We start from the raw sequence: 21,646 nt of genomic DNA on the forward strand, positions 1-21,646 counted from the left end.
CTAAGATTACGTTGTTTAACCCTTCCTTTTGCTTAATAATTCTTATTTTTTCCTCTAACATTTTAATACCATCTATGGTATTATTAATCTTGAAAGGGCTAATCAAATCAATTCCACGATAATCAGTCATCCTAACCCAATGATTTCTTTTAGCAACATCAATACCGACAATTAGAGTGTCTTGAGAAATTCTTGAAACTTTTGGATTAACATACTTTTGTTCCATGGTATCGCCTCCTGATTTTAGTGTGATGGGGTAATTATATATTATCAGGAGGCGATACTTTTTTCAAAATCTATTTTTCCTTACAGGAATGCTTATAAATTTAAATACAGATACCCCTTGATTTTATCTTTGAGGAAATAAATCAAGGGGTTAATAAATCATGTAGTCCTATATACTTTTTGTATTCATTACCCTCATTGCATTTAATATTGCGATTATTGCCACACCCGTGTCAGCGAATACAGCTTCCCACATAGTTGCAACTCCCACCGCACCAAGTGCAAGGAATATGGCTTTAACCCCTAATGCAAACACAATGTTTTGCATCACAATTTTCCTAGTCCTTTTTGCTACTTTAATTGCAGTGACAATTTTTGATGGTTCATCTGTCATGATAACTATATCAGCTGCTTCAATTGCAGCATCAGACCCCAAGCCGCCCATTGCCACGCCAATATCAGCTCTCGCAAGTACTGGTGCATCATTGATACCATCTCCAACAAATACAATTTTCCCCTTATGAGATTTCTTAGCATCCAGAGCCTCAATTTTTTCTACCTTGTCGGTCGGTAACAATTCAGTATACACCTCGTCAATTCCAAGTTGGGTTGCTATTTTTTCCCCAACTGCCTTCGAATCACCAGTAAGCATAACAATATTTCTAACACCTAATGCCTTCAATCCTTTAATCGCATCAGCTGAATCTTCCTTCACTGCGTCAGAGATTACAATATTTCCTGCATACTTCTTGTCTACTGCAACATGTACTACTGTACCTAGAGTCTCAACTTCCTGATATTTAATGTTTTCTTTATTCATCAGTTTGCTATTTCCGACAAGAATCTCTTTACCACCAACTTTAGCCCGAATCCCATGACCTGCAATTTCCTCATAGTCTTCAATTTTAGTGATATCGACATCTTTGTTATAGGCTTTCAGAATGGATAGTGCAATTGGATGACTTGAGTGACTTTCAGCATATGCTGCATATTCAATCAATTCCTCCTTTGTAAAATCACTTTGAGGGTTGATACTCACAACTTCAAATACACCCTTGGTTAGCGTTCCCGTCTTATCGAAAACAACTGTTTCCACATTGTTCAACGCGTCAAGATAGTTACTGCCTTTTACTAATATACCTCTCTTCGATGCTCCACCAATCCCTCCGAAGAAGCCCAATGGTATTGAAATTACTAACGCACATGGACAAGATATAACTAAGAACACTAAGGCTCGATATATCCATGTAGAGAAAGTTGCACCGGGGATCACCAATGGAGGTATGATTGCTAAGGCTAATGCTCCAAAGACTACAATCGGAGTATAGAAACGCGCAAATTTTGTTATAAATTTTTCTGTAGGAGCCTTCCTACTGCTGGCATTCTGAACCAGATCCAAAATTTTAGATACAGTTGAATCACCATAATCCTTTGTTACCTCTATTGTCAAAACGCCATTTTTATTAATGAATCCGCTCAATACATCGTCTCCTGGCCCGACTTCACGAGGAACAGATTCCCCTGTTAACGCTGCAGTGTCAACCATTGAGTTTCCTTCTATAACCTTGCCATCGAGGGGAACTTTTTCTCCTGGCTTAACAATAATGATGTCACCTATGTTTACCTCTTCAGGAGATACTTTCCTGATCTCATCGCCAACTTTAAGATTTGCATAGTCAGGACGAATATCCATCAAAGCACTTATTGATTTTCTGGAGTGACCTACAGCTATATTCTGAAACAATTCACCTACCAGATAGAACAGCATAACTGCTACACCTTCTGGATACTCTCCAATGAAGAAAGCACCAATGGTAGCAATACTCATCAAAAAATGCTCACTGAATACCTGACCGCGGGCAATACCTTTTATTGCTCTTAAGACAACCTCTCCACCAACTATGATATAACTAATAATAAACAAGGTAAGCTCAAGCCAATTTTGGAAATTAAAGATGATTCCCACGGCAAATATTGCTCCACCGACCACAAGTCTTATGATTTCTTTTTTGTTGACACCTTCTTCTTCCTCTTCATTATTTTCTTTTACGTTGGCCTTAGATGTATTCTCCTCAAAAATGACCTTTACATCTGGCTCTATTTTCTTTACTATGCCTTCAATCTTCTCATTTAACTCAGAGCGGTTGACTTTCGGACTTATTTCCAGTGTTAGTTTCTTCGAAACAAAATCTACTGCAGCAAATTCAACTCCTTCTAGACCGCTTATTTCTTTTTCCATTTTAGCTGCACAATTCGCGCAGCCAAGTCCTTCAAGCATTACTATGCTTTTGTTCACCTTTTTCTTCTCTGCATCAACTATTTTAACATCCGGCTCAAGTTTATTTACAATGGATGTTACTTCTCCAAGAATTTTACCAAATTCCTTTTTATCGACCGCTTCAATTGTCAGCTTCTTAGATACAAAATCAACGGTCGCACTATTTACTCCTTCAAGGCTTTGTGTTTGAGCTTCAATCTTTGCAGCACAATTCGCACAGTCAAGTCCTTCAAGTATTAATACTTTTTTATTGCTCTTGTTAACGGATTTTTCTTTCACTACCACATCCGGTTCGTGCTTGTGCACTATGGTTTTAACTTGCTGTAATATATTCTTATACTCTTGCTCTGATTCAATTTCTAAAGTCAATGTCTTGTTCATGAAGTTCATATAGGCTTTGACTCCATTTAATTTATTAACCTCATCTTCAATTTTAGCTGCACAATTTGCGCAATCTAAACCTTCTAAAATTACTTCCTTCTTTAACATTACTGACCCTCCTTTACTTACTTTCTTCTGAAATATGAATTAATCCCTGGTCAAATATTTGCTTTACATGTTCATCTTCAAGAGAGTAGAATACAATCTTTCCTTCTCTTCTGCTCTTTACTAGTCCAGCCTGCTTTAAGACTCTTAGCTGATGTGAAATTGCTGATTGGGTCATATTTAATAAGAATGCAATATCGCAAACGCACATCTCTGATTCATCTAATGCCCAGAGTATCTTAATTCTTGTTGAATCTCCAAAAACTTTAAATAGTTTTGCTAGATCATATAGAGTTTCTTCTTGAGGCATTTTTTCTCGCACTTTATTTACAATTTCCTCATGTATTACATCACAGTCGCATCTTTCAATTGGTTGAATTTTTTTTGCCATATTTATATCACCTCCTTATCATTCAATTGAACACTTGAATAAGCTTTCATATATATTATAAACCTCAATTCTCCGTTTGTCAATAAAAACATATGAGTAATTGTTCAAGTGTGTTTATCTTTTAGCTTTACGGTCAAGACCGCCACCTCTAAGCGCAGCGTAGGTGGGTTTTAATCAGGTGGAGTAGACTCTCCATCTGATTCCCCGATGTTTCAGCTTGCTGAAACGAGTTCACTTATTAGATTATCCCCAAGTATAAATAGAAAAGAACCGCCCATCAAGAAGTATTTCTCCTCAATCGGCGGTCAAATTCGTTTTATTTTTCTATATCAATTTCTACACCAGATTTAAATTCAATAGTTAGTTTGTCATCATAAACCGTTATTTTCTCTATAAGTCTCCTTACTAGTTGCTCATCATACTCCTCAAGGAGGGTGGATTGTTCATTTAGGAACTTTTCCATATCTTCTAGTCTTTGCTTGGAGCCTTTTTTGCCAGCTTCTTCTGCTAAAGCCTTATGTCTTTCCTCTCTGAGCCTGTAAATCTCATCGGCTATATCGTTATAATCCTCTTTGGAATTGGCCAGTCTCAAAAGGTCTTTTTGTAATTCCTCTAGCTTTTTATCTATCTCGGAAACAACATTATTGCCCGTTTCACTTATCACTGTTTCTATATTTTCCTTTAAGATAGTTAAAAAGCCATCCTTTTGCCCTATTAGTTTATTAATTGCCTCTACCGTAGCAATACCTATCATATCCTCCAGCACGGTTCGGGAATGACAAGTTAACCCTGTATTCTCAAGTCTACTGACGCATCTCCAAACAATCGATTTTTTACCTCGATTATTCCAATGAACTCTACGGTATATTTCGCCACACTCACCACAGAAGATAATTTGCGAAAATACATGATTTGAACTAAAGTTTCTTTTCTTTCCACTAGTACTTATATGTCCTCTACTTCTACGAACTAACTCTTCTTGTACCTGCATGAAAATTTCACGCGGGATAATGGCTTCATGGTTATTCTCTACATAATACTGAGGTACGATTCCGTTATTCACAACCCTCTTTTTTGTAAGAAAATCTACCGTATAAGTTTTTTGGAGCAATGCATCACCAATGTATTTTTCATTGCTTAATATTTTCCTTATAGTACTGGTATGCCACCTTTTTTTCCCCGCTCCCGTAAGTATGCCATCAGTTTCAAGTCCTTTTTTGATTTTATCCATACTGGAGCCTTCAAGATACTCTCGGTAAATCCTTTTAACAATTTCAGCTTCCTCCGGCACAATTACTAATCGCTTATTTTCATCTTTGGTATATCCTAAAAACCTAGAACAATTGACCATTACCTCTCCCTGTTGGTATCGGTATTGGTAACCAAGCTTTACATTCTGGCTTAGTGACTGGCTCTCTTGTTGCGCTAAGGATGCCATAATGGTAAGCATAATTTCACCTTTGGCATCCAGTGTATTGATATTTTCTTTCTCAAAATATACCGCAACATTTTTATCTTTAAGTTTTCTGATGTATTGTAGACAGTCCAAGGTATTTCTAGCAAATCGGCTTATTGATTTGGTAATAACCATATCAATTTTCCCAGCCATACACTCATCAATCATTCGATTAAATTCATCACGATTTTTTGTATTTGTACCGCTGATACCATCATCAGCAAAGATCCCTGCAAATTCCCACTCTGAATTTTTCTTAATAAATTCAGTATAATGTTCAATCTGCACTTCGTAACTACTAGCTTGTTCATCGCTGTCGGTAGAAACTCGACAATAAGCAGCAACCCGAAGTTTTGGTGTTTCATCTTCTTTTCGATTGTTGCCCATGCGTTTTATTGCAGGTATAATCATTACATTTTTACTAACTGCCATCTTACTGTCCCTCACTTTCTATTAAGCTATAAACATACTCCGCTTGTGTAAAAGGATTTGTATACTTCTGAATTACTTGTCCTATGGTAAACTTCTTAGAAATAGTAGGTTTGTCTTCTTTCTTGGGTTCAAAGATTCTACCTAGCTTTTTCGCTCTCTTTACCCTCTCTGCTTCTGCTTTTTCGTAGGTCTCTTTATCAATGATGGCAGGGTAATAATCATCACCAAGATAACGTTCGTTTCTTAGCATCCTTCCAGCAGTTCCATGATAAGCATCTATTCCAGCAGTCTTTGCTGCGACCGATAAAGAAAGGCCTGATAAGTATCCCCTATACAAACTCCTAACCTTTTCAGCTTTTTCTTCATCGATAACTGCTCTACCATTCTCTATCCTATAGCCGTAAGGCGTATGTGCCACTTTTCTCACATCCTTTCCCTTAGTGTGATTCCGCATTTTAAAATGAAACCTATCTCTACTCTTGAGAAGACAATTATTTTTTCAACATAATCATTAAAAAGTTGGTCGTTAAAGTCACTTAACATTTCAGCCTTATTTGTAAATTTTATTAAGTTACTGACTTCCTGCACCTTTGATAATTCTCCATTTAAGGCATGAATTAATGCTTCTTTTTGCTCCATATAGTTGTTTGCTTCCATTTGCAGTTCATTGTTTTCTCGATTAAAAAGGGCAGGTTCTAGATATCCCTTCGCCATAAGCTTTACAAGCAGTTCTCTCTGTTCCGCGTTTTTTTCAATTTGCTTCTCTAATTCCTGAATTCTTGAAAGGTTATCAGACTTGTTCATTCCACGTAAAGCCTCTAATAGTGGTTGTAGAATAAGTTTTCTGCCGAAAATCAGCTTATTCATCATCGTAACAAATGCCTTCTTTATATCCTCATCTCGAATAAACTGCATGGAACATTCTGTTATCTGCTTTAAGTGTTTGCTACAACACCAGGCTACGTATTTTCTTGCACCAGATGAATGAATTCGCCTTTTAAAGGTACTACCACATTCCGAGCAAATAATTTTTCCAGAGAAAGAATACCGGTTTTGGTATTTATTGTTACGCTTTTCTATGCCCTTTTCTTTTGCCCTTTGATTTAAGGCAGCTTCTACTGCTTCAAATACTTCATGGCTGATAATTGCCTCATGGTGATTTTCTATTAAATATTTATTTTTCTCACCATAATTGGTGCGCTTATTAAATCGGGAATCTGTATAAGTTTTTTGCAGTATAGCATCCCCAGTATATTTCTCATTTTTTAATATCCCTCGAATTGTAGTAGCAGTCCAACGAGCACCTCTTTTAGTAGGTATACCCATTTGATTAAGATCATCTGCAACTTTCTGTGTACCTTTGCCCGATAATACTTCTGCGAAAATATACTTCACGATTTCTGCCTGCTCAGGGTTTACCACCAAAGGTTGATTGACTTGTTCACACCGATAGGTAAAGGACAAAGGGGAATGATCGTCGCTCCACCGAAGACCGGTAAGACCACGATACTCAAAGAAATTGCCAACGGAATTGCAACTAACCATCCTGATACAATTAGAATCGTATTACTCATCGATGAACGACCTGAAGAAGTTACAGATATCAAAGAATCGGTAGATGCAAAGGTTATAGCAGCCCCGTTTGATATGCCTTCCGATAAGCAGATAAAAATTGCTGAACTTACGCTTGAAATGTGCAAAAGACTTGTTGAATATGGAAATCACGTTGTTGTGCTCCTTGATAGTCTTACACGACTTGGAAGGGTTTATAACATAACCGTTCCACCAAGTGGTAAACTGTTGACTGGTGGTGTTGATCCGGCTGCACTTTACAAACCCAAACATTTCTTCGGTGCTGCAAGAAACACAAGAGAAGGTGGAAGTTTAACCATCATCGCAACCGCACTCATAGAGACTGGATCGAAGATGGATGAAGTGATATTTGAAGAATTCAAAGGTACAGGTAATATGGAACTTGTGCTTTCAAGACAGCTTGCTAACAAAAGGATTTTCCCAGCCATCAATCTTGCACTTTCGGGTACAAGAAAAGAAGAATTATTGATTGGGCAAAACGAATTGAAGAAAGTGTGGATCCTTAGGCGTATGTTGAGCTCTATGTCTGAAGAAGAAGGTCTCAAACTCATACTTTCAAAATTGAAAGAAACGAAATCGAACGAAGAGTTCTTAGCTTTAATAGACGCCCAGAAAACAGTATAACAATACATTTTTTTCTTTGCTCACCTAAGTATAGGAGGAATTATCAATGAACCAAGAAGAGCTTAACAACGTGATATTGCGTAAGCGTAAATTAGCCTACGGAGTTCATGATGTCTGGATTAAAAATGATCTCATTGGTAGACAAGCTAAACCTGGTCAGTTTGTTATAGTGAGGATAAGTGAAAAAGGCGAACGCATACCTCTAACGATAGCCGAGTCCAATGGTGAAGCGTTCAGAATCGTTGTCAAAGCGGTTGGGAAATCCACATACGAACTGTGCTCGCTCAACGAAGGCGATATACTTTACGATGTAGTTGGACCACTCGGTAAGCCAAGTGAAATTAAGTATCATGGAAACGTACTAATAATCGGTGGTGGAGTTGGAATAGCCGCTATATTACCAATTGCAAAAGCGCTAAAAAGTGCAGGCAACAACATAACAGTTATAATTGGAGCAAGAACAATCCAAGATTTGATATTAAGAGATGAATTCACATTTGCCGATAAACTTTTACCAACAACAGACGATGGAAGTTTCGGATACAAAGGTAACGTGATAGATGCCATGAAAATCGAGCTTGAAAAAGAAAATTACAACGTAATTTGGTCGATAGGACCAGCTATCATGATGAAACTTTCAAGTGAAATTGCCACAAAATACAACATTCCCATTTGGGTTTCGTTGAATTCTATCATGATAGATGGTACTGGTATGTGTGGTGGTTGCCGAACGGTGATAAAAACTGATAATTCCGAAAAGATACAGTACGTATGCGTTGATGGACCAGAATTCGATGGTAGATACGTTGATTGGGATAGCTTCATCAAAAGGCTAAACCAATACAAAGAACAAGAAAAATTGGCTCTTGAAAGATATCTGAAAGAAGTTGGTGAACCTACATGGCTGTGAAAGACAGAGTCCACGTGCCAGAACAACCTGCTGAAATAAGAAAAACTAACTTTTTGGAAGTATCGCTCGGTTACACACCAGAATTGGCGCAACAGGAAGCCTCACGATGCTTACAATGTAAAATACCAACGTGTATATCCGGTTGTCCGGTCGGTATCGATATACCGGGCTTTATTAAAGAGATAGCTAAGGGTAATTTCGAAGGTTCGTATAAGATTTTAAAATCTTACAATTATCTGCCAGCAATATGTGGACGTGTATGTCCACAAGAGGTACAATGCGAGGGGTTATGCATTTTAAATAAAATTGGAAGATCAATCAACATAGGTGCACTTGAACGATTCGTCGCAGATTGGGCGGATGAAAACAACATCGAATACGAAAATGAAAATACTAAATTTCAATTCAACATAAGCAAAGCAAAAGATAAGAAAGTGGCTATAATCGGCTCTGGACCAGCCGGATTGACGGTTGCATCTGAACTTGGTAGATATGGTTTCACCGTGGATATATACGAAGCCCTGCACGAATTCGGCGGTGTATTGACGTACGGTATACCAGAATTCAGATTACCAAAATCGATAGTCAAAAAAGAAATTGCCGCACTTGAAAAACTCGATGTGCGATTTTTCAAGAATATACCAGTTGGATACGCTATATCCGTTAAGGAAATCCTCGAATCTTACGATGCCGTTTTCATCGGTGTCGGTGCTGGCACACCTAAATTTATGGGCATACCCGGAAGTGAGTTGAACGGTGTGTATTCTGCCAACGAATTTTTAACAAGGATAAACCTTATGAGAGCGTACAAATTCCCGGAGTACGATACACCTATACGAATCGGCAAAAAAGTGGCTGTAATCGGTGGTGGAAACACCGCAATGGATGCAGCAAGAAGTGCTCTAAGACTTGGTGCAGACGTCACTATAATATACCGTCGAACAGAAGCAGAAATGCCAGCGAGAAAAGCGGAAATCGAACATGCGAAAGAAGAGGGTGTTAAATTTTACACACTCGCAACACCTGTCAAGTACATCGGTGATGAAAATGGTAATTTGGTAGCTATCGAATGTATCAGGATGGAACTTGGCGCGCCTGATGAAAGTGGTAGAAGACGACCTGTTGAGATTCCAAACAGTAACTTTATCTTGGAAATGGATACAGTTATCGAAGCGATAGGTACTGAAGCGAATAAATTTCTGCTCAGTCAATTTCCAGATTTAAAGACAAACAAATACGGTTACATAATAACAGACGAATACGGTCAGACAAGTAATCCGAAAGTCTTCGCTGGAGGAGATATTGTAACAGGTTCAGCAACAGTTATCTTAGCCATGGGAGCTGGTAAAAAAGCTGCGCAAGGTATAATGAAATTCCTATCAGAAAACAGATGAAGGTGAAGATGATGTGATTTACATCGAAATACTATCTGCGATAATTGTTCTTCTAATACTCGTTGCAATAGTCTTATCAACTATCCCCATGCAAAGAAACATGCTTGAAGAAGCACTAAGGCAAGAGAAAGCCCAATTAAAAGCGGAAAATATCTTTTGGGAAACGATCGATGACACGGTTTTGAAAAACCTACCTGATACTTTTTCGATAAATTACCAAGTTGAAGTTGATGGCAACAAATACATCGTCACCATCAGTGCGGAAAAATTTCAAAGGCAAAAGTAATTGAGAAATGAACATCCCCCGGAAACACATTTAACTTCGTCGGGGGATTTTTTATATCTTATAGGTGATTTTATTTCTATTCAACGAATATGGTGTTACAGTATTGACTTTTTTTTTTTTTTTTTGATATAATTAAAATAACTCTGCGCAGAGTAAATCGTGTTAAAAATTATTGATTCTTACAAGGAGGTATAACAGATGAATATTTTGAAAAGATTAATCAATGGTAATGTTCCACTTGGTGGTTGTATAAATAGAAGTCAAAGATGTGCGAGCATTGAGATTAGTAAAAAATAACCTAATGGTTTAATGTTACTAGACCCGGGTCTAATATTTTATTGGATCGAATTAGAAGACTTGAATTTCAGAATAAATAACTGAAATTCGAAATAGGGAGGAACCGAAATGAGTAGATTTGTTGTAAAAATTGATAAATATGATAAGATAATATATTATGATCTTTTAATGCGTGAAATTAAGATAGTAAATAAGAACTCATTGAACACAAAATTCGAAAGTTATGATTCAGATGAAAGAATTGCATTAATGAATTATATTAATAATAAGATAAAATATTCAAACGATACTTTGTCAATAACAGATGCAATTACCTATGATTGTAATTTAAGTTGTGTATATTGCATGCAAAATGGACCAAAAATAGACAAAACCCAACTGGAAATTGAAACTGTGAAGAAAGTGGAACTTTACAGAAAACTTCTCAGTATCTTCAATCCAAAATCATTTATTATTACATTTTTTGGCGGGGAACCTTCGCTAAAAATTGATTATTTGCAGCAGGTTCTTGAACAAATTGAATCTGAAGAAAAGTTTAAACAGTTTAATATAATATCAAATGGAAATTTTGTTTTTGATGATTTGTTTTCAATATTAAACCACAGAAAATTTGGAGTTATTCAGTTGACATTAGATGGTCCAAGAGAGCTCCATAATGCAAGACGTCCACGAAAAGATGGGGCAAGTAGTTGGGACAGAATAATGGATAACATGAGTAAAATATTTTGTTATTCAAATTCAACTGTGGTGATTCATACCGTTTTAGATGAGACAAACTCTAATTTTTATTACAAGAAGATGCTAGACGAGCTCGTTGAGATATTCGGAGTGAAAGTATTATCAGAAAGGGTTATTTTTAATATTGGTTTATTAACGAATCCAGAAAATGGTGGATTATCATTAAAAGGAATCAATATTTGTCAAAAAGAGTACGCCGAAAAATACGTTGAAGCAGTCAAATCTGTGATTAATTTTGGCTTTAGGATCATCGATTTTCTAAATGTTTGGCCTTGCACATACAAAAAAGAATCCGACCTTGTCTTAGCTCCGAATGGTGATGTATACAATTGTATTTCTGGAATTGGAGTAAGTAATTTCAAAATCGCAAATTACGAAGAGATAATGTCTAACGAAGAGATATTCATTAAAAAATATGCTAATTTCTTAGAATCCATTTCTCATGATAAAACTTGTATGAGTTGTACTTTTCTTCCAATTTGTGATGGTGGCTGTAAATACAACTCATTTTTAAAGCAAACTCCGAAAGATTGTTGGAAAGAATTTTTAGAAACATTGTATAGTTCAGATTTAATTGAATTATATGTATTAAATCAAGAAAGGGTGATCGTTCCTTGAGTCTTGTTTTATTGAAAGGTGTTAGTAAATCCTTTGGAGACCAAAGAGTGCTTGAAAATGTAAGTTTGAACATTTCAGAAGGTGAATTCACCGTATTGGTAGGTCCAAACGGCGCTGGTAAGAGTACGCTTTTGCGAATCATGGTAGGTTTACTTTTACCAGATGAAGGTGAAGTGAACATCTTAGGTTTTGACGTAAAAAAGCACTGGAAAAAACTCGCAAGGTATATCGGTGTTGTGCTTGCTAACGAAAGAAGTTTATATTGGAAGCTAACGGCTTGGGAAAACCTTGACATATTCGGTGGAATTTACAATGTTCCAAAAAAGAAGCGAATAGAACGTGCCGAAGAGTTACTTAACTTTTTTGGTTTATACGATGACAAAGATAAGCTCGTTGAAGATTATTCAACTGGAATGCGTAAGAAATTGTTACTTTGTAAAGCTTTAATTCATCAACCAAAGATTCTCTTCATAGATGAGATTTTGAATGGTCTCGATGTTAACGCCGTCATTCAGGTTAATTCTTTTTTAGAAAAGTCGAGCAAAGATGGTGTGACTGTCGTTATGGTAAGTCACATACTGCACAATTTGAGTGAGGATGCAAAGATAGTACTTCTGAAAAATGGAAAAATTGAGCTTATTTCAAGGTACGGTGATATTTTCGCAAGTAAAGATGTTTACAACCAGCTTTCTGAACTCTTTTTGCAATCTTCCGAATATGCTGAAAACGAATGAAGGTGAAGAACGTGCTGGATACTTTAAAAAGTGTGTTTATCTTAGCGATGAAAGACTTGAAAGTGCGTAGGAAGTACAAATTTGTCTGGATAAATATGGCGCTCACTCCATTTTTTATGATTGCACCGTACGTTTTCAGTGCAAAGATAACAACTCAGCAAGATATAGTAAACAACATACTTATTGGTACACTCCTTTGGTATTGGTTGAATCAATACTTTTTCGGTGTTGGTGATGGCTTTTCGGAAGAACGTATGGAAGGAACACTTGTAACAATTGTTTTATCACCGATTTCCACAGTTGCATTTTTATTTTCAAAAGCAATTGATACATTCATTATGAATTTGTACATAACACTTTTCACACTCTTGTTTTTTTGGTTGCTTGGCATAGATATTTATTTATCGTTCTATTTCTTTTTATTGTTACTTGTGAGTGGGCTTTATATTACTTTCTTTTCGATATTTTTTGCTGGTTTGAATCTTCTGTACAAACGCATCGGAACTTTAAATTATTCGATTCAGTACGGAATAGGTCTTCTATCTGGTATGGTAAATCCTGTTAGCAATTTCCCGTTCTATATTCGTATAGCAAGTTACTTACTGCCATTAACGTATTTAATCGAAGCTGGAAGGGTAATCTTAAACTCCAACGATGTTACGAAGTTTTTCTTTAATTTACTTACAGTGAGTATCATTAGTGTAGTGTATCTTGTTGTCGGTGTTGCGATGTTGAAAAAAGCAGAACACTTGATAAGGCAAAAAGGAGAATGGGAAGAATGGTAAGAGGTTTGTACTTGATTAAAGCACAATTTCTTTCGGCTAAAAGGTACAAGATAGATTTTTACGGTTCGTTCTTCGTGCCATTGCTCACAATAATTCCGTTATTATTCTTGTACTATCTTGGTAGTAAATCGAATATCGTAAAGTTTTTCTATGGGACATCGAATACAACGAATATCTTCGGTTACCTTGCGCTTGGTGCTGCCTACTGGAATTACGTTGAAATTCTGTGGGGAGTAATCTTCACATTGAGACGTTACATGAGAATAGGACAATTTGAAGAAATTTTCTTAACACCAGTGAGCGGACTTGAGTACATTCTATCTTGGAGTGTGTTCGGCATTTCAAGAGTAACCATAGAATCTGTACCTATATTAATACTTGCACTTTTGAGCAATTTATTGACAATAAAACCACTAAACTTGTTACTTTTTATATGTTCATTTGTTATTTCCATTATTGCATCGTTCGGATTTGTCTTCCTTTTCTTTGGGTTAACGTTACTTTTAAAGGACGCCGATGAACTGGTAAGCTTGGTAGGAAACGCTGCACCTTTGATAGGTGGGATGTTCTTTCCAGTGACCGTATTACCGAAGTTCTTACGTTACGTTTCGTACGTCTTTCCTTTTACGTGGGGCTTAGATTTATCAAGACATTTTCTGATGGGTACAAAAACGATTTTTGATTTGAAAAGTGAGTTTATGATTTTCACAGTGATATCTTTTCTCTATATTATCGCTGGTTACTTGAGTTACGTTATACTCCAACACAAAGCACGCCAAAAAGGAGTACATGGGTTTTAAAATGTTTGCAAAAATAAACCATCCCCAGAGACTATCAAACAATCTTTCCGGGGATGGTTTTGTTTTCATATGATCACATTATCTTTTTCACAGATTCTCGTTCGATTATTTTTGTGGGTAATATAACGTTTCTTGGTAATCTGAGATGTTTGTCAAGGATACGTTCTATCAAAAGTTGTGCTGCGGTTGTGCCCATCTCCCAGCGTGGTTGCATCACAGTTGTTAATCTCGGGTTTGTGTATTGTGCAAACGGTGCATCGTCGAAACCTATTATCGATACTTCGTCAGGTACCTTTATACCGTAATCTTTCAGTGCATCTATTGCGCCAAGAGCCGCCCAATCGTTTACGGCAAATATTGCGGTGAAGTTCAATCCGTATTTGTTTAGATGTTGTGTTACACTAACCCATCCATGCTCGGAGTTGTACCCACGGTGTTCACCAAGGTACACCTTTACTTCATCTTTCTTTGATATTTTATCGAGGAACTTGCGAATACCTTTTTCCCTGTCTTGCGCTGCTGGAGATAACTCAGGACCAGGGATAAACAATATATCTCTGTGTCCGTGGTCGTAAAGATATTTCATAGCCAGATAACCACCGGTTACGTTATCCACGTTGACCACATCGAAATCGATCTCATCAACTCGAAAGTCTATAACGACGATAGGTACACCACTTTTTTTGAATCTTTCTATCATCTTTTGACCTGCGAATAATTCACCCAGTATAATACCGTCGACTTTCCTGCGGAAATATTGGTCAAGTACATGCTTTTCTATATCGATTTCCCATTTTGGAAGAGCAAGCATGATGTCGAAATTCTTAGAATAAGCGTACTCTTCTATAGCCATAACTATATCGCTGTAATGGTAACCACGGATATCAGGCATGAGCACACCAATTGTATGCATCAATTTAGTTGTACTATCTTTAAAAGAGAACGAAGGTTTGTAATCTAACTTTTTCATAGCACTGAGTACCTTTTTTCTTGTTTCAGGAGATACCTTATCACTTCCGTTGAGTACTCGTGAGACGGTGGCTATCGAAACGTTGGCAAGTTTAGCCACTTCACGGATATTTGCCACAACTCCCACCTCTTTTGACTCATTTTAACTTGATTTTCCAGAGAGCTTCTCACTCATTTTCAAGCTTGTATACACGGACATAATCTACGTACATCCTTGCTGGGAATGGTGTTTCGAACGTTGGATATCCGGGCCAGTTACCACCAACTGCAAGGTTGAGTATGATGAAAAACGGTTGATCAAAGACCCAGAGTTTCTCTTGTTTCTCTAAAGATTCTCTCGAAACACGGTGATAGATTTTATCGTTAACGTACCACACAACCTCGTCTTCATTCCACATGATACCATAAACATAGAATTCATCAACGAAGGATTTGTCTTTCGTGGCATCAGCTTTAAAACTTTTCGATATGGCTTTACCACCGTTGTAACCAGGTCCGTGGATTGTACCGTACACCGTCCATTTATCATGACCCAAGAATTCAACGATATCTATCTCACCGCACATAGGCCAACCGACGTATCTGATGTTTGTACCAAGCATCCAAAATGCGGGCCACAGTCCTTTTCCATACGGGAATTTTATCCTCGCTTCCACTTTACCATGCTGGACTGAAAATAACCCTTCAGTTTTTATTCTCGAAGATGTGTAATTGTAAGTACGATTACCATCTTTGACATCTTCCCTTCGTGCTTCGATTATCAACATCCCGTTTTCTATCTTAACGTTTTTTCCTTCTGTGTAATACTGAAGTTCGTTGTTTCCCCATCCGTTGTTATTTCCTATATCAAATCTCCATTTGTTTTTATCAAGCTCCTTACCATCAAACTCATCCGACCAGACCAATTTCCATTTTGGATCACTTATATTCATCACATTCACGCCGAGCGCCTCCGATATATTGCATGATGAAAAAAGATACAAAACGATAATCGAAGCAATTTTCAAAATATTTGAGAAATATTTAACTTTCATACTCTCTCTCCCTTCAGGATTTACAAATTCAAAGTACCCTTCAAACGTATGTCTCTCGATGATGCACCAACTCTAAACTCATAAATACCTTCTTCAACAACCCATTTTTCACCATCGAAAGAAGCAAGGTCACTGATTTGCACTGTTATCTTCACCTTTTGCATTTCTCCCGGAGCTAGCGTGTCTGTTTTAAAAAAGCCCTTGAGCTCTTGGTACGGTTTATCTATTTTCACCCTTGGTGCTCGAACGTAAAGTTGTGTTATCTCTTTTCCTGGGACGTTTCCAACGTTTTTGACATCGAAACAAACAACTATCGAAGAACCATCTTTGTACAGGTTCAAATTACTGTATTCAAACTTGGTGTACGAAAGTCCGAAACCAAATTCGAAACTTGGCTCGACTCTAAATGTATCGTAATATCTGTATCCAACGTATATTCCTTCGTCGTATGTAACGCTTGTAGGATTTTCCTTTGGCTCTCCAGGGAACGACCTTGACGGTACATCCTTGTAATCCTTCGGGAATGTTGTTGCTAATTTACCTGATGGATTAACCTTTCCTGAAATTACATCGGCAAATATTCTCCCAGCTTCTTGACCAGGTTGCCAAACCAGTAATATTCCGTCAGTTAACTCTTTCCAACTCTCAACTTCTATAGGAGAACCGATGTTGAGTACAACAAGTGATTTTTTACCATATTTATGGAATGTCTCAGATACGTTTTTAATCAATTCGTATTCATCGTCGGTTAAGTAGTAATCTCCTTTTTCTGCTCTTCTATCGTATCCTTCACCTGATATCCTCGTTATGAAGATTATTGCAACATCGTTTCGCTTGGCTATATCTTCCAATTGAGAAACAATAAAGAGATTTTCTGGCAATTTCGGTTTGATTTCTTCGTTCCACTGTCCACGTGTTATTCTGTACTCGCCGTTTCGCAACTCTTCTATTTTTGCTCTATAAAATTGCGCAAGTTCTTTATCGAAATTAAGACCTCTTTCAACAACTCCATCGAGGAAATTGATAGTGTACATCGGATGTGTTTCACCACTTCCCGTTCCACCTCTTATAGTTTCGATTTGACCAGTGCCAAAGAGTGCAATTGTTGTATCTTTCGATATCGGTAATACTTCGTTGTTCTTGAGTAATACGACACCTTCGCAACCTGCTTCGTAAGATACCTTTGCGTTCTTCTCAAGATCCGGATTATTGGAATAATTGTATCCTTTGAAAGAAGGCATCTTCACAAGTACTCTTAGTATATTTCGAATTCTCTCGTTGAGTACCTCTTCTGTTAGCTCTCCATTCTCAATAGCCTTTCTTATATCATCTATCTCATTTCTTCTGTGTTTCAAAACCTGGTGGCTCTTTCCTGGCATGATTAAATCATTACCTGCAGCCATCTGTTTAGCTCCATCATCACCGGCAAACCAATCTGTCATAACAAAACCATCGAATTGCCATTCGTATCTCAAAACTTTCGTTAAAAGCCAACTGTTCTGAGAGGTGTAATAACCGTTCAATTTGTTGTAAGAACTCATCACTGTCCATGGCTTAGATTTCTTAATTGCGATTTCAAATGGCTTAAGATAAATTTCCCTTAATGCTCTTTCAGAAACGATTGTATCTACAGTCATTCTATTGGTCTCTTGTTCATTGACAACGAAATGCTTCAAACAAGCACCAACACCTTGTGATTGTACACCTTCAACAAAACTTGCTGCCAGTTCACCGGTCAATAATGGGTCTTCTGAATAGTACTCGAAATTCCTACCGCACAGTGGGTTTCTGTGTATATTTATAGCCGGAGCCAGTAACACATCAACTCCGTACTCTCTCACCTCTTCGCCCATCGCCTCTCCCACTTTTTTCAAAATGTTCTTATTCCACGTTGAAGCAAGCATCGTTTCAACTGGAAACGCTGTTGCATGGTATTTTCTTTCATCACTTTCCCTTTCTGGATCTATTCTCAAACCTGCTGGCCCATCTGCGTAAACGGTTCTTGGAATTCCAAGTCTTGGAATTTCAAAAGTCTCACCTGCAGCACCACTGACACGTGCTTTTGGATTGTCTTCAATTCCAAGTACACCAACACCAACAACAAAGTGTATCTTTTCTTCAAGGGTCATCTGACTAATGACCTTTTCAATATCTAACATATCCATAGTACTCATCCCCTTTCAAAAAGTTGAAATATTTTATTCCCCAGTGATTCCAGTTCTTTCAAGACTTTCAACAAACTGTCTTTGCAAAATCAGATAAGTAATCAACAACGGAAGGATAGTGATCAACGTTGCCGACATCCTTATCCCTTCGTTTATCCTATTTGCCGCACTGCCATCCGCTGATGGGAACATAATGGAATATTTAGACACAAAGTCTCTTAAAGCTATCGGTATTGTTCTTATGTTATTTCCCAACAAAAGTCCTGTTAGTAACGTTTCATTCCAATACCATACCAGCGAAAATATGAACGTTGTTACCATAGCTGGTATGGAAAGTGGGAAGACGATTTTAAAAAATATCTGAAAAGAATTTGCACCATCAAGTTCAGCTGCTTCATCAAATGTCTTTGGTAACATGTTGAAGAAGTTATAGTACAAAAGTATGAAGATAGCACTCCTTATACCTTGACCTGTTAGCGATGGAAGGAAACTAACAAATGGTGTACCGGTAAGGTTCAGTCTGCTGAACAGCATGTACTTTGTAACAAGTGTTACTTGTGACGGTATCAAAAACGTCGCAAGCATAAGTACGATCCAAAACCTTTTCAATGGGAATTCAAAACGTGATAATCCGTAAGCTATCAGAGCTGTGATGAAAGTTTGAAAAAGCGCCGGAATAGTTGACATGTAAGCACTGTTCAACAAAGATTTTGTGGCTTCCAATACTTTCCAAGCTCTTGCAAAGTTGTCAAACGTAATTTTCGTTGGAATCCAATTAACAGTTGGATTCACAAGATCCTCAACGCTCATAAATGAGGTTGTTATCATGTAAAGCAATGGATAAAGGTAAGCGTATCCAACACCTATCAGAATAAAATATATAATGAACTTCGTTGATGGAGCCTTCAAATATTTATAATAAAAACTGGTTCTGAAATTCTTTACTTTGCTCACTTATTCTTCCTCCCTTCTTTTAAAAGCAAAAAAGCAACTCCTATTATAACCATCACAGCGATGAAGTAAATTTAAGACAACGCTGATGAGTATGAATAAGGCTTGTCTATATCAAACATCCTCTGAGTTATACTCGTGTTCACAGGATTATTTGCGAAAGAAGCTAGATCAACTATCGTGTAAATCGCATTTATCAGTACAAATGGTTTTATCAATGGTAATGTTATCTTCCAAAAGATCACCCAACTATTTGCTCCGTCTATCTTCGCTGCTTCATAGATGCTTCCACTAATTTTTTGAAGACCTGCCAAGAAAAATAGTATCTGCACACCAGAGAACCACAAAATAAGCACCAAGTTGTTGAACATATAAATAAACGGATAACTTATCGTATTGGGAAGGAGTGTAAAGAAGTTGTATATAAAATATTTTCTCGGATCGACAATTTGTGCTGCGTTGTTTGCCACAAGTTCAGATATAACAGGTCCACTTATTATGACTACAGGTAAGAAATACACAAGCCTGAAAAATGCCCTTGCTTTCAATTTGTTATTCAACAATATCGCTACAACGAGTGAAAATACGAGAATCAACGGTGTTGACAATACAATACTTAATAACGTATTCCAAAAATTTATTGGAAACGATGGATCTGTCTTGAATGCATAGATATAATGTTTCAAACCAACAAAAGTTGCCTTTATACCTTCAACTGTGAAATTTACGTTGAAAAAGCTCAGATACAGCGAATAGAAAAATGGATAGGCTGTGAATATTAGGAAACCTATTATCCATGGTGAGATATACAAATATCCAGCCAAAGCTTTTCTCATACGTCTTTTCTTACTCATTTTGACCAACTCCAACGTTTATAGAATTTGAATTAGTTACTATCCACGATTGTGGTTTAATTTTCTGATCGTTTAGAATGTAAGTCTTTGATGTGTAATTAACAACGATCGATTTTCCATTATTGTAACTTACGACGATGATTCCCGGTTCAACTACAAACCTGTCAATTATCTTTGATCCGCGAACATTTTTCAAAGCATCACTAACTTCCTTGTAAATTTCGGTAATTTTTACTTTCCAGTCTTCGTATTTTGTTGATGGATAATCCCAAAGTGGAGTCTTCTTTATCAAATAGTTATCAACCCATGTTAATAAGAAAGATGGCAATGCGCCGTATTCTATCATCTTGAGTATATCTATTCGTGAAAAGAAACTATTATTTACGTAAGGTGCGAAGTAATCTATACTACCACTCAAAACGATCTGTAAAAACGGTACAGTGTCTGTTTCAAAGAGGTATTGGCTGCAATTCATTGGAATATCTAAGATACCATCAACGTACTTCCATGTGTAATCGTTAGGATTTGAAAGATATAGGCTATCTGTCTTTTTCGAAATGTTTTCAAGTGTTCTTTCAACAAGTTTCAACGCATCACTTCTAAAAAATTCATGTCCGTATTTCAAATCACCGTACAACTTCGAACCATATTCGTTAAGTGCAAAATTTGAAATTCCCTTTTCGCTCAGCTTTGTGAGTTTCTCAGAAACGTACTGGCTTGCAAGTACGATGTTTGTATAATAACTTCTGTAAATCCAGAGTTCCCTATTATCCCTATCTTCGTATATAACCGACTGAGACAAGTTTATCCCGACTTCTTTTTTCAAATTGATCTGCTTTTCGGTAACTTTTGTCACATTGTCTAATAAGTATACATCGTAACCATTTTTCTTTCCATTCTTCACAAAGTTTATCAAATCGTCTATATCACCCAGGCTATCCTCAAAAGAAAGCTTACTTATCTTGTTCCCGTGGATTCCACCTTTTTGCCATCCATTGATTATCACTTTCAAATTACCTATCCCTGAATTTTTCAATTCGCTAACTATCTTTTCAATCTGTTTGAACGTTGTTATCGGCATAGTACGATAACCGATTACTCTCTTTTCAATATCGGAAGCGATTAGAGAGATTGCAACAGGCACGTTGCTACCGACGATCTTTTTCACCAAGATGTTTTTGTAAATGTCAATATCAAAATGAACAAAAAATCGAAAATAAAAATGTACAAAAAATAAACTTAGTTTTGCTGGTTTGTGTTGCTAAAATATGCTGTTTTTGACTGCAATCTGTATGAAGGACCTTTTATGAAAATCACGTAAGAATGATGGAGTAGCCTATCCAAAATTGCATTTGCTATCGTCGCTCCACCAAATATCTCTCCCCATTCAGAGAATACAACATTAGTTGTTATTATTGTACTGCTCTTCTCATATCTGCTCGATATCAGCTGGAAAAATAAATTTGCTCCATCATTGTCTATTGGCAAATAACCTATCTCATCTATTATTAAAACTTTATATTTTGAAAAATGTTTAAGCCTGTATTCTAATCTGTTCTCTAACAGTGCTTTTTTTAGCTGAGCTATTAACTCTTGAAAATGTATAAAATATGTTGAATACCTTCG

General features: G+C 36.9%; 18 protein-coding genes and 3 pseudogenes. 8 read left to right on the forward strand and 13 right to left on the reverse strand.

Annotation, left to right across the window (positions count from 1 at the left end; genetic code table 11):
• The 6 genes and pseudogenes from BUA11_RS09805 to BUA11_RS09830 all read right to left on the reverse strand — a co-directional run.
• Positions 1–226, reverse strand: a pseudogene (locus BUA11_RS09805) (IS110 family transposase); the annotation flags it as partial.
• Positions 227–394: 168 nt separating this feature from the next.
• The gene (locus BUA11_RS09810) at positions 395–2,992 is read right to left on the reverse strand and encodes a heavy metal translocating P-type ATPase (protein WP_072761071.1); all 2,598 of its coding nucleotides are present in this window, start codon (positions 2,990–2,992) and stop codon (positions 395–397) included.
• A 13-nt stretch (positions 2,993–3,005) separates the two neighbouring features.
• Positions 3,006–3,380, reverse strand: a complete 375-nt coding sequence (locus BUA11_RS09815; protein ID WP_072761073.1) for an ArsR/SmtB family transcription factor — start codon at positions 3,378–3,380, stop codon at positions 3,006–3,008.
• Positions 3,381–3,696: 316 nt separating this feature from the next.
• On the reverse strand, positions 3,697–5,268 hold the full coding sequence (locus tag BUA11_RS09820; RefSeq protein ID WP_011994748.1) for a recombinase family protein: 1,572 nt from the start codon (positions 5,266–5,268) through the stop codon (positions 3,697–3,699).
• A gap of 1 nt (position 5,269) precedes the next feature.
• Positions 5,270–5,695: a recombinase family protein gene (locus BUA11_RS09825; RefSeq protein WP_011994747.1), complete on the reverse strand. Its 426-nt coding sequence runs from the start codon at positions 5,693–5,695 to the stop codon at positions 5,270–5,272.
• Positions 5,692–6,663, reverse strand: coding sequence for a recombinase family protein (locus BUA11_RS09830; protein WP_236938446.1), 972 nt, complete (start codon positions 6,661–6,663; stop codon positions 5,692–5,694). Before BUA11_RS09830 ends, BUA11_RS09825 begins: the two co-directional genes overlap by 4 nt.
• Before the next feature lie 15 nt (positions 6,664–6,678).
• Here BUA11_RS09830 and rho point away from each other — a divergent pair.
• The 8 genes and pseudogenes from rho to BUA11_RS09870 form a co-directional block, all read left to right on the forward strand.
• Positions 6,679–7,485, forward strand: a pseudogene (rho, locus tag BUA11_RS09835) (transcription termination factor Rho); the annotation flags it as partial.
• A gap of 46 nt (positions 7,486–7,531) precedes the next feature.
• Complete coding sequence (locus BUA11_RS09840) at positions 7,532–8,395, forward strand: sulfide/dihydroorotate dehydrogenase-like FAD/NAD-binding protein (RefSeq protein WP_004103198.1); 864 nt, start codon at positions 7,532–7,534, stop codon at positions 8,393–8,395.
• Complete coding sequence (gene gltA, locus BUA11_RS09845) at positions 8,386–9,789, forward strand: NADPH-dependent glutamate synthase (RefSeq protein WP_004103199.1); 1,404 nt, start codon at positions 8,386–8,388, stop codon at positions 9,787–9,789. Before BUA11_RS09840 ends, gltA begins: the two co-directional genes overlap by 10 nt.
• 13 nt (positions 9,790–9,802) lie before the next feature.
• Positions 9,803–10,075 (forward strand): hypothetical protein, encoded by a 273-nt coding sequence (locus BUA11_RS09850; RefSeq protein WP_004103200.1) that lies wholly within the window; start codon positions 9,803–9,805, stop codon positions 10,073–10,075.
• 405 nt (positions 10,076–10,480) lie between these two features.
• Positions 10,481–11,728 carry a radical SAM/SPASM domain-containing protein gene (locus tag BUA11_RS09855; RefSeq protein WP_011994746.1) on the forward strand — a complete coding sequence of 416 codons (1,248 nt, stop codon included), beginning with the start codon at positions 10,481–10,483 and terminating at the stop codon, positions 11,726–11,728.
• Positions 11,725–12,462 carry an ABC transporter ATP-binding protein gene (locus tag BUA11_RS09860; RefSeq protein ID WP_004103201.1) on the forward strand — a complete coding sequence of 246 codons (738 nt, stop codon included), beginning with the start codon at positions 11,725–11,727 and terminating at the stop codon, positions 12,460–12,462. Before BUA11_RS09855 ends, BUA11_RS09860 begins: the two co-directional genes overlap by 4 nt.
• Before the next feature lie 11 nt (positions 12,463–12,473).
• Positions 12,474–13,247, forward strand: a complete 774-nt coding sequence (locus tag BUA11_RS09865; protein WP_011994745.1) for an ABC transporter permease — start codon at positions 12,474–12,476, stop codon at positions 13,245–13,247.
• Positions 13,241–14,047 carry an ABC transporter permease gene (locus BUA11_RS09870; RefSeq protein ID WP_004103205.1) on the forward strand — a complete coding sequence of 269 codons (807 nt, stop codon included), beginning with the start codon at positions 13,241–13,243 and terminating at the stop codon, positions 14,045–14,047. The genes BUA11_RS09865 and BUA11_RS09870 overlap by 7 nt, the downstream gene beginning before the upstream one ends.
• A 73-nt stretch (positions 14,048–14,120) precedes the next feature.
• Here BUA11_RS09870 and BUA11_RS09875 read toward each other — a convergent pair whose 3' ends face one another.
• From BUA11_RS09875 to istB, 7 genes and pseudogenes are all read right to left on the reverse strand, one after another.
• The gene (locus tag BUA11_RS09875; RefSeq protein ID WP_004103207.1) at positions 14,121–15,134 is read right to left on the reverse strand and encodes a LacI family DNA-binding transcriptional regulator; all 1,014 of its coding nucleotides are present in this window, start codon (positions 15,132–15,134) and stop codon (positions 14,121–14,123) included.
• A gap of 49 nt (positions 15,135–15,183) precedes the next feature.
• Complete coding sequence (locus BUA11_RS09880) at positions 15,184–16,050, reverse strand: glycoside hydrolase family 16 protein (RefSeq protein ID WP_072761075.1); 867 nt, start codon at positions 16,048–16,050, stop codon at positions 15,184–15,186.
• 20 nt (positions 16,051–16,070) lie between these two features.
• Positions 16,071–18,215, reverse strand: a complete 2,145-nt coding sequence (locus BUA11_RS09885; RefSeq protein WP_004103212.1) for a beta-glucosidase — start codon at positions 18,213–18,215, stop codon at positions 16,071–16,073.
• A 33-nt stretch (positions 18,216–18,248) separates the two neighbouring features.
• The gene (locus BUA11_RS09890; protein ID WP_011994741.1) at positions 18,249–19,169 is read right to left on the reverse strand and encodes a carbohydrate ABC transporter permease; all 921 of its coding nucleotides are present in this window, start codon (positions 19,167–19,169) and stop codon (positions 18,249–18,251) included.
• A 71-nt stretch (positions 19,170–19,240) separates the two neighbouring features.
• Positions 19,241–20,020, reverse strand: coding sequence for a carbohydrate ABC transporter permease (locus BUA11_RS09895; RefSeq protein WP_245789721.1), 780 nt, complete (start codon positions 20,018–20,020; stop codon positions 19,241–19,243).
• Positions 20,013–21,188 (reverse strand): DUF5696 domain-containing protein, encoded by a 1,176-nt coding sequence (locus tag BUA11_RS09900; RefSeq protein ID WP_245789723.1) that lies wholly within the window; start codon positions 21,186–21,188, stop codon positions 20,013–20,015. Before BUA11_RS09900 ends, BUA11_RS09895 begins: the two co-directional genes overlap by 8 nt.
• A gap of 71 nt (positions 21,189–21,259) precedes the next feature.
• Positions 21,260–21,646, reverse strand: a pseudogene (gene istB / locus BUA11_RS09905) (IS21-like element ISCbe3 family helper ATPase IstB); the annotation flags it as partial.

Source organism: Fervidobacterium gondwanense DSM 13020 (assembly GCF_900143265.1).
GTDB classification, from domain to species: Bacteria; Thermotogota; Thermotogae; order Thermotogales; family Fervidobacteriaceae; genus Fervidobacterium; species Fervidobacterium gondwanense.

What these genes read in the sequence shown, in the direction of transcription:
- BUA11_RS09810 (WP_072761071.1), bottom strand. Translation starts at nt 2,992, where the DNA reads ATGTTAAAGAAGGAAGTAATTTTAGAAGGTTTAGATTGCGCAAATTGT.
- BUA11_RS09815 (WP_072761073.1), bottom strand. Translation starts at nt 3,380, where the DNA reads ATGGCAAAAAAAATTCAACCAATTGAAAGATGCGACTGTGATGTAATA.
- BUA11_RS09820 (WP_011994748.1), bottom strand. Translation starts at nt 5,268, where the DNA reads ATGGCAGTTAGTAAAAATGTAATGATTATACCTGCAATAAAACGCATG.
- BUA11_RS09840 (WP_004103198.1), top strand. Translation starts at nt 7,532, where the DNA reads ATGAACCAAGAAGAGCTTAACAACGTGATATTGCGTAAGCGTAAATTA.
- gltA (WP_004103199.1), top strand. Translation starts at nt 8,386, where the DNA reads ATGGCTGTGAAAGACAGAGTCCACGTGCCAGAACAACCTGCTGAAATA.
- BUA11_RS09855 (WP_011994746.1), top strand. Translation starts at nt 10,481, where the DNA reads ATGAGTAGATTTGTTGTAAAAATTGATAAATATGATAAGATAATATAT.
- BUA11_RS09870 (WP_004103205.1), top strand. Translation starts at nt 13,241, where the DNA reads ATGGTAAGAGGTTTGTACTTGATTAAAGCACAATTTCTTTCGGCTAAA.
- BUA11_RS09880 (WP_072761075.1), bottom strand. Translation starts at nt 16,050, where the DNA reads ATGAAAGTTAAATATTTCTCAAATATTTTGAAAATTGCTTCGATTATC.
- BUA11_RS09885 (WP_004103212.1), bottom strand. Translation starts at nt 18,215, where the DNA reads ATGGATATGTTAGATATTGAAAAGGTCATTAGTCAGATGACCCTTGAA.
- BUA11_RS09895 (WP_245789721.1), bottom strand. Translation starts at nt 20,020, where the DNA reads ATGAGTAAGAAAAGACGTATGAGAAAAGCTTTGGCTGGATATTTGTAT.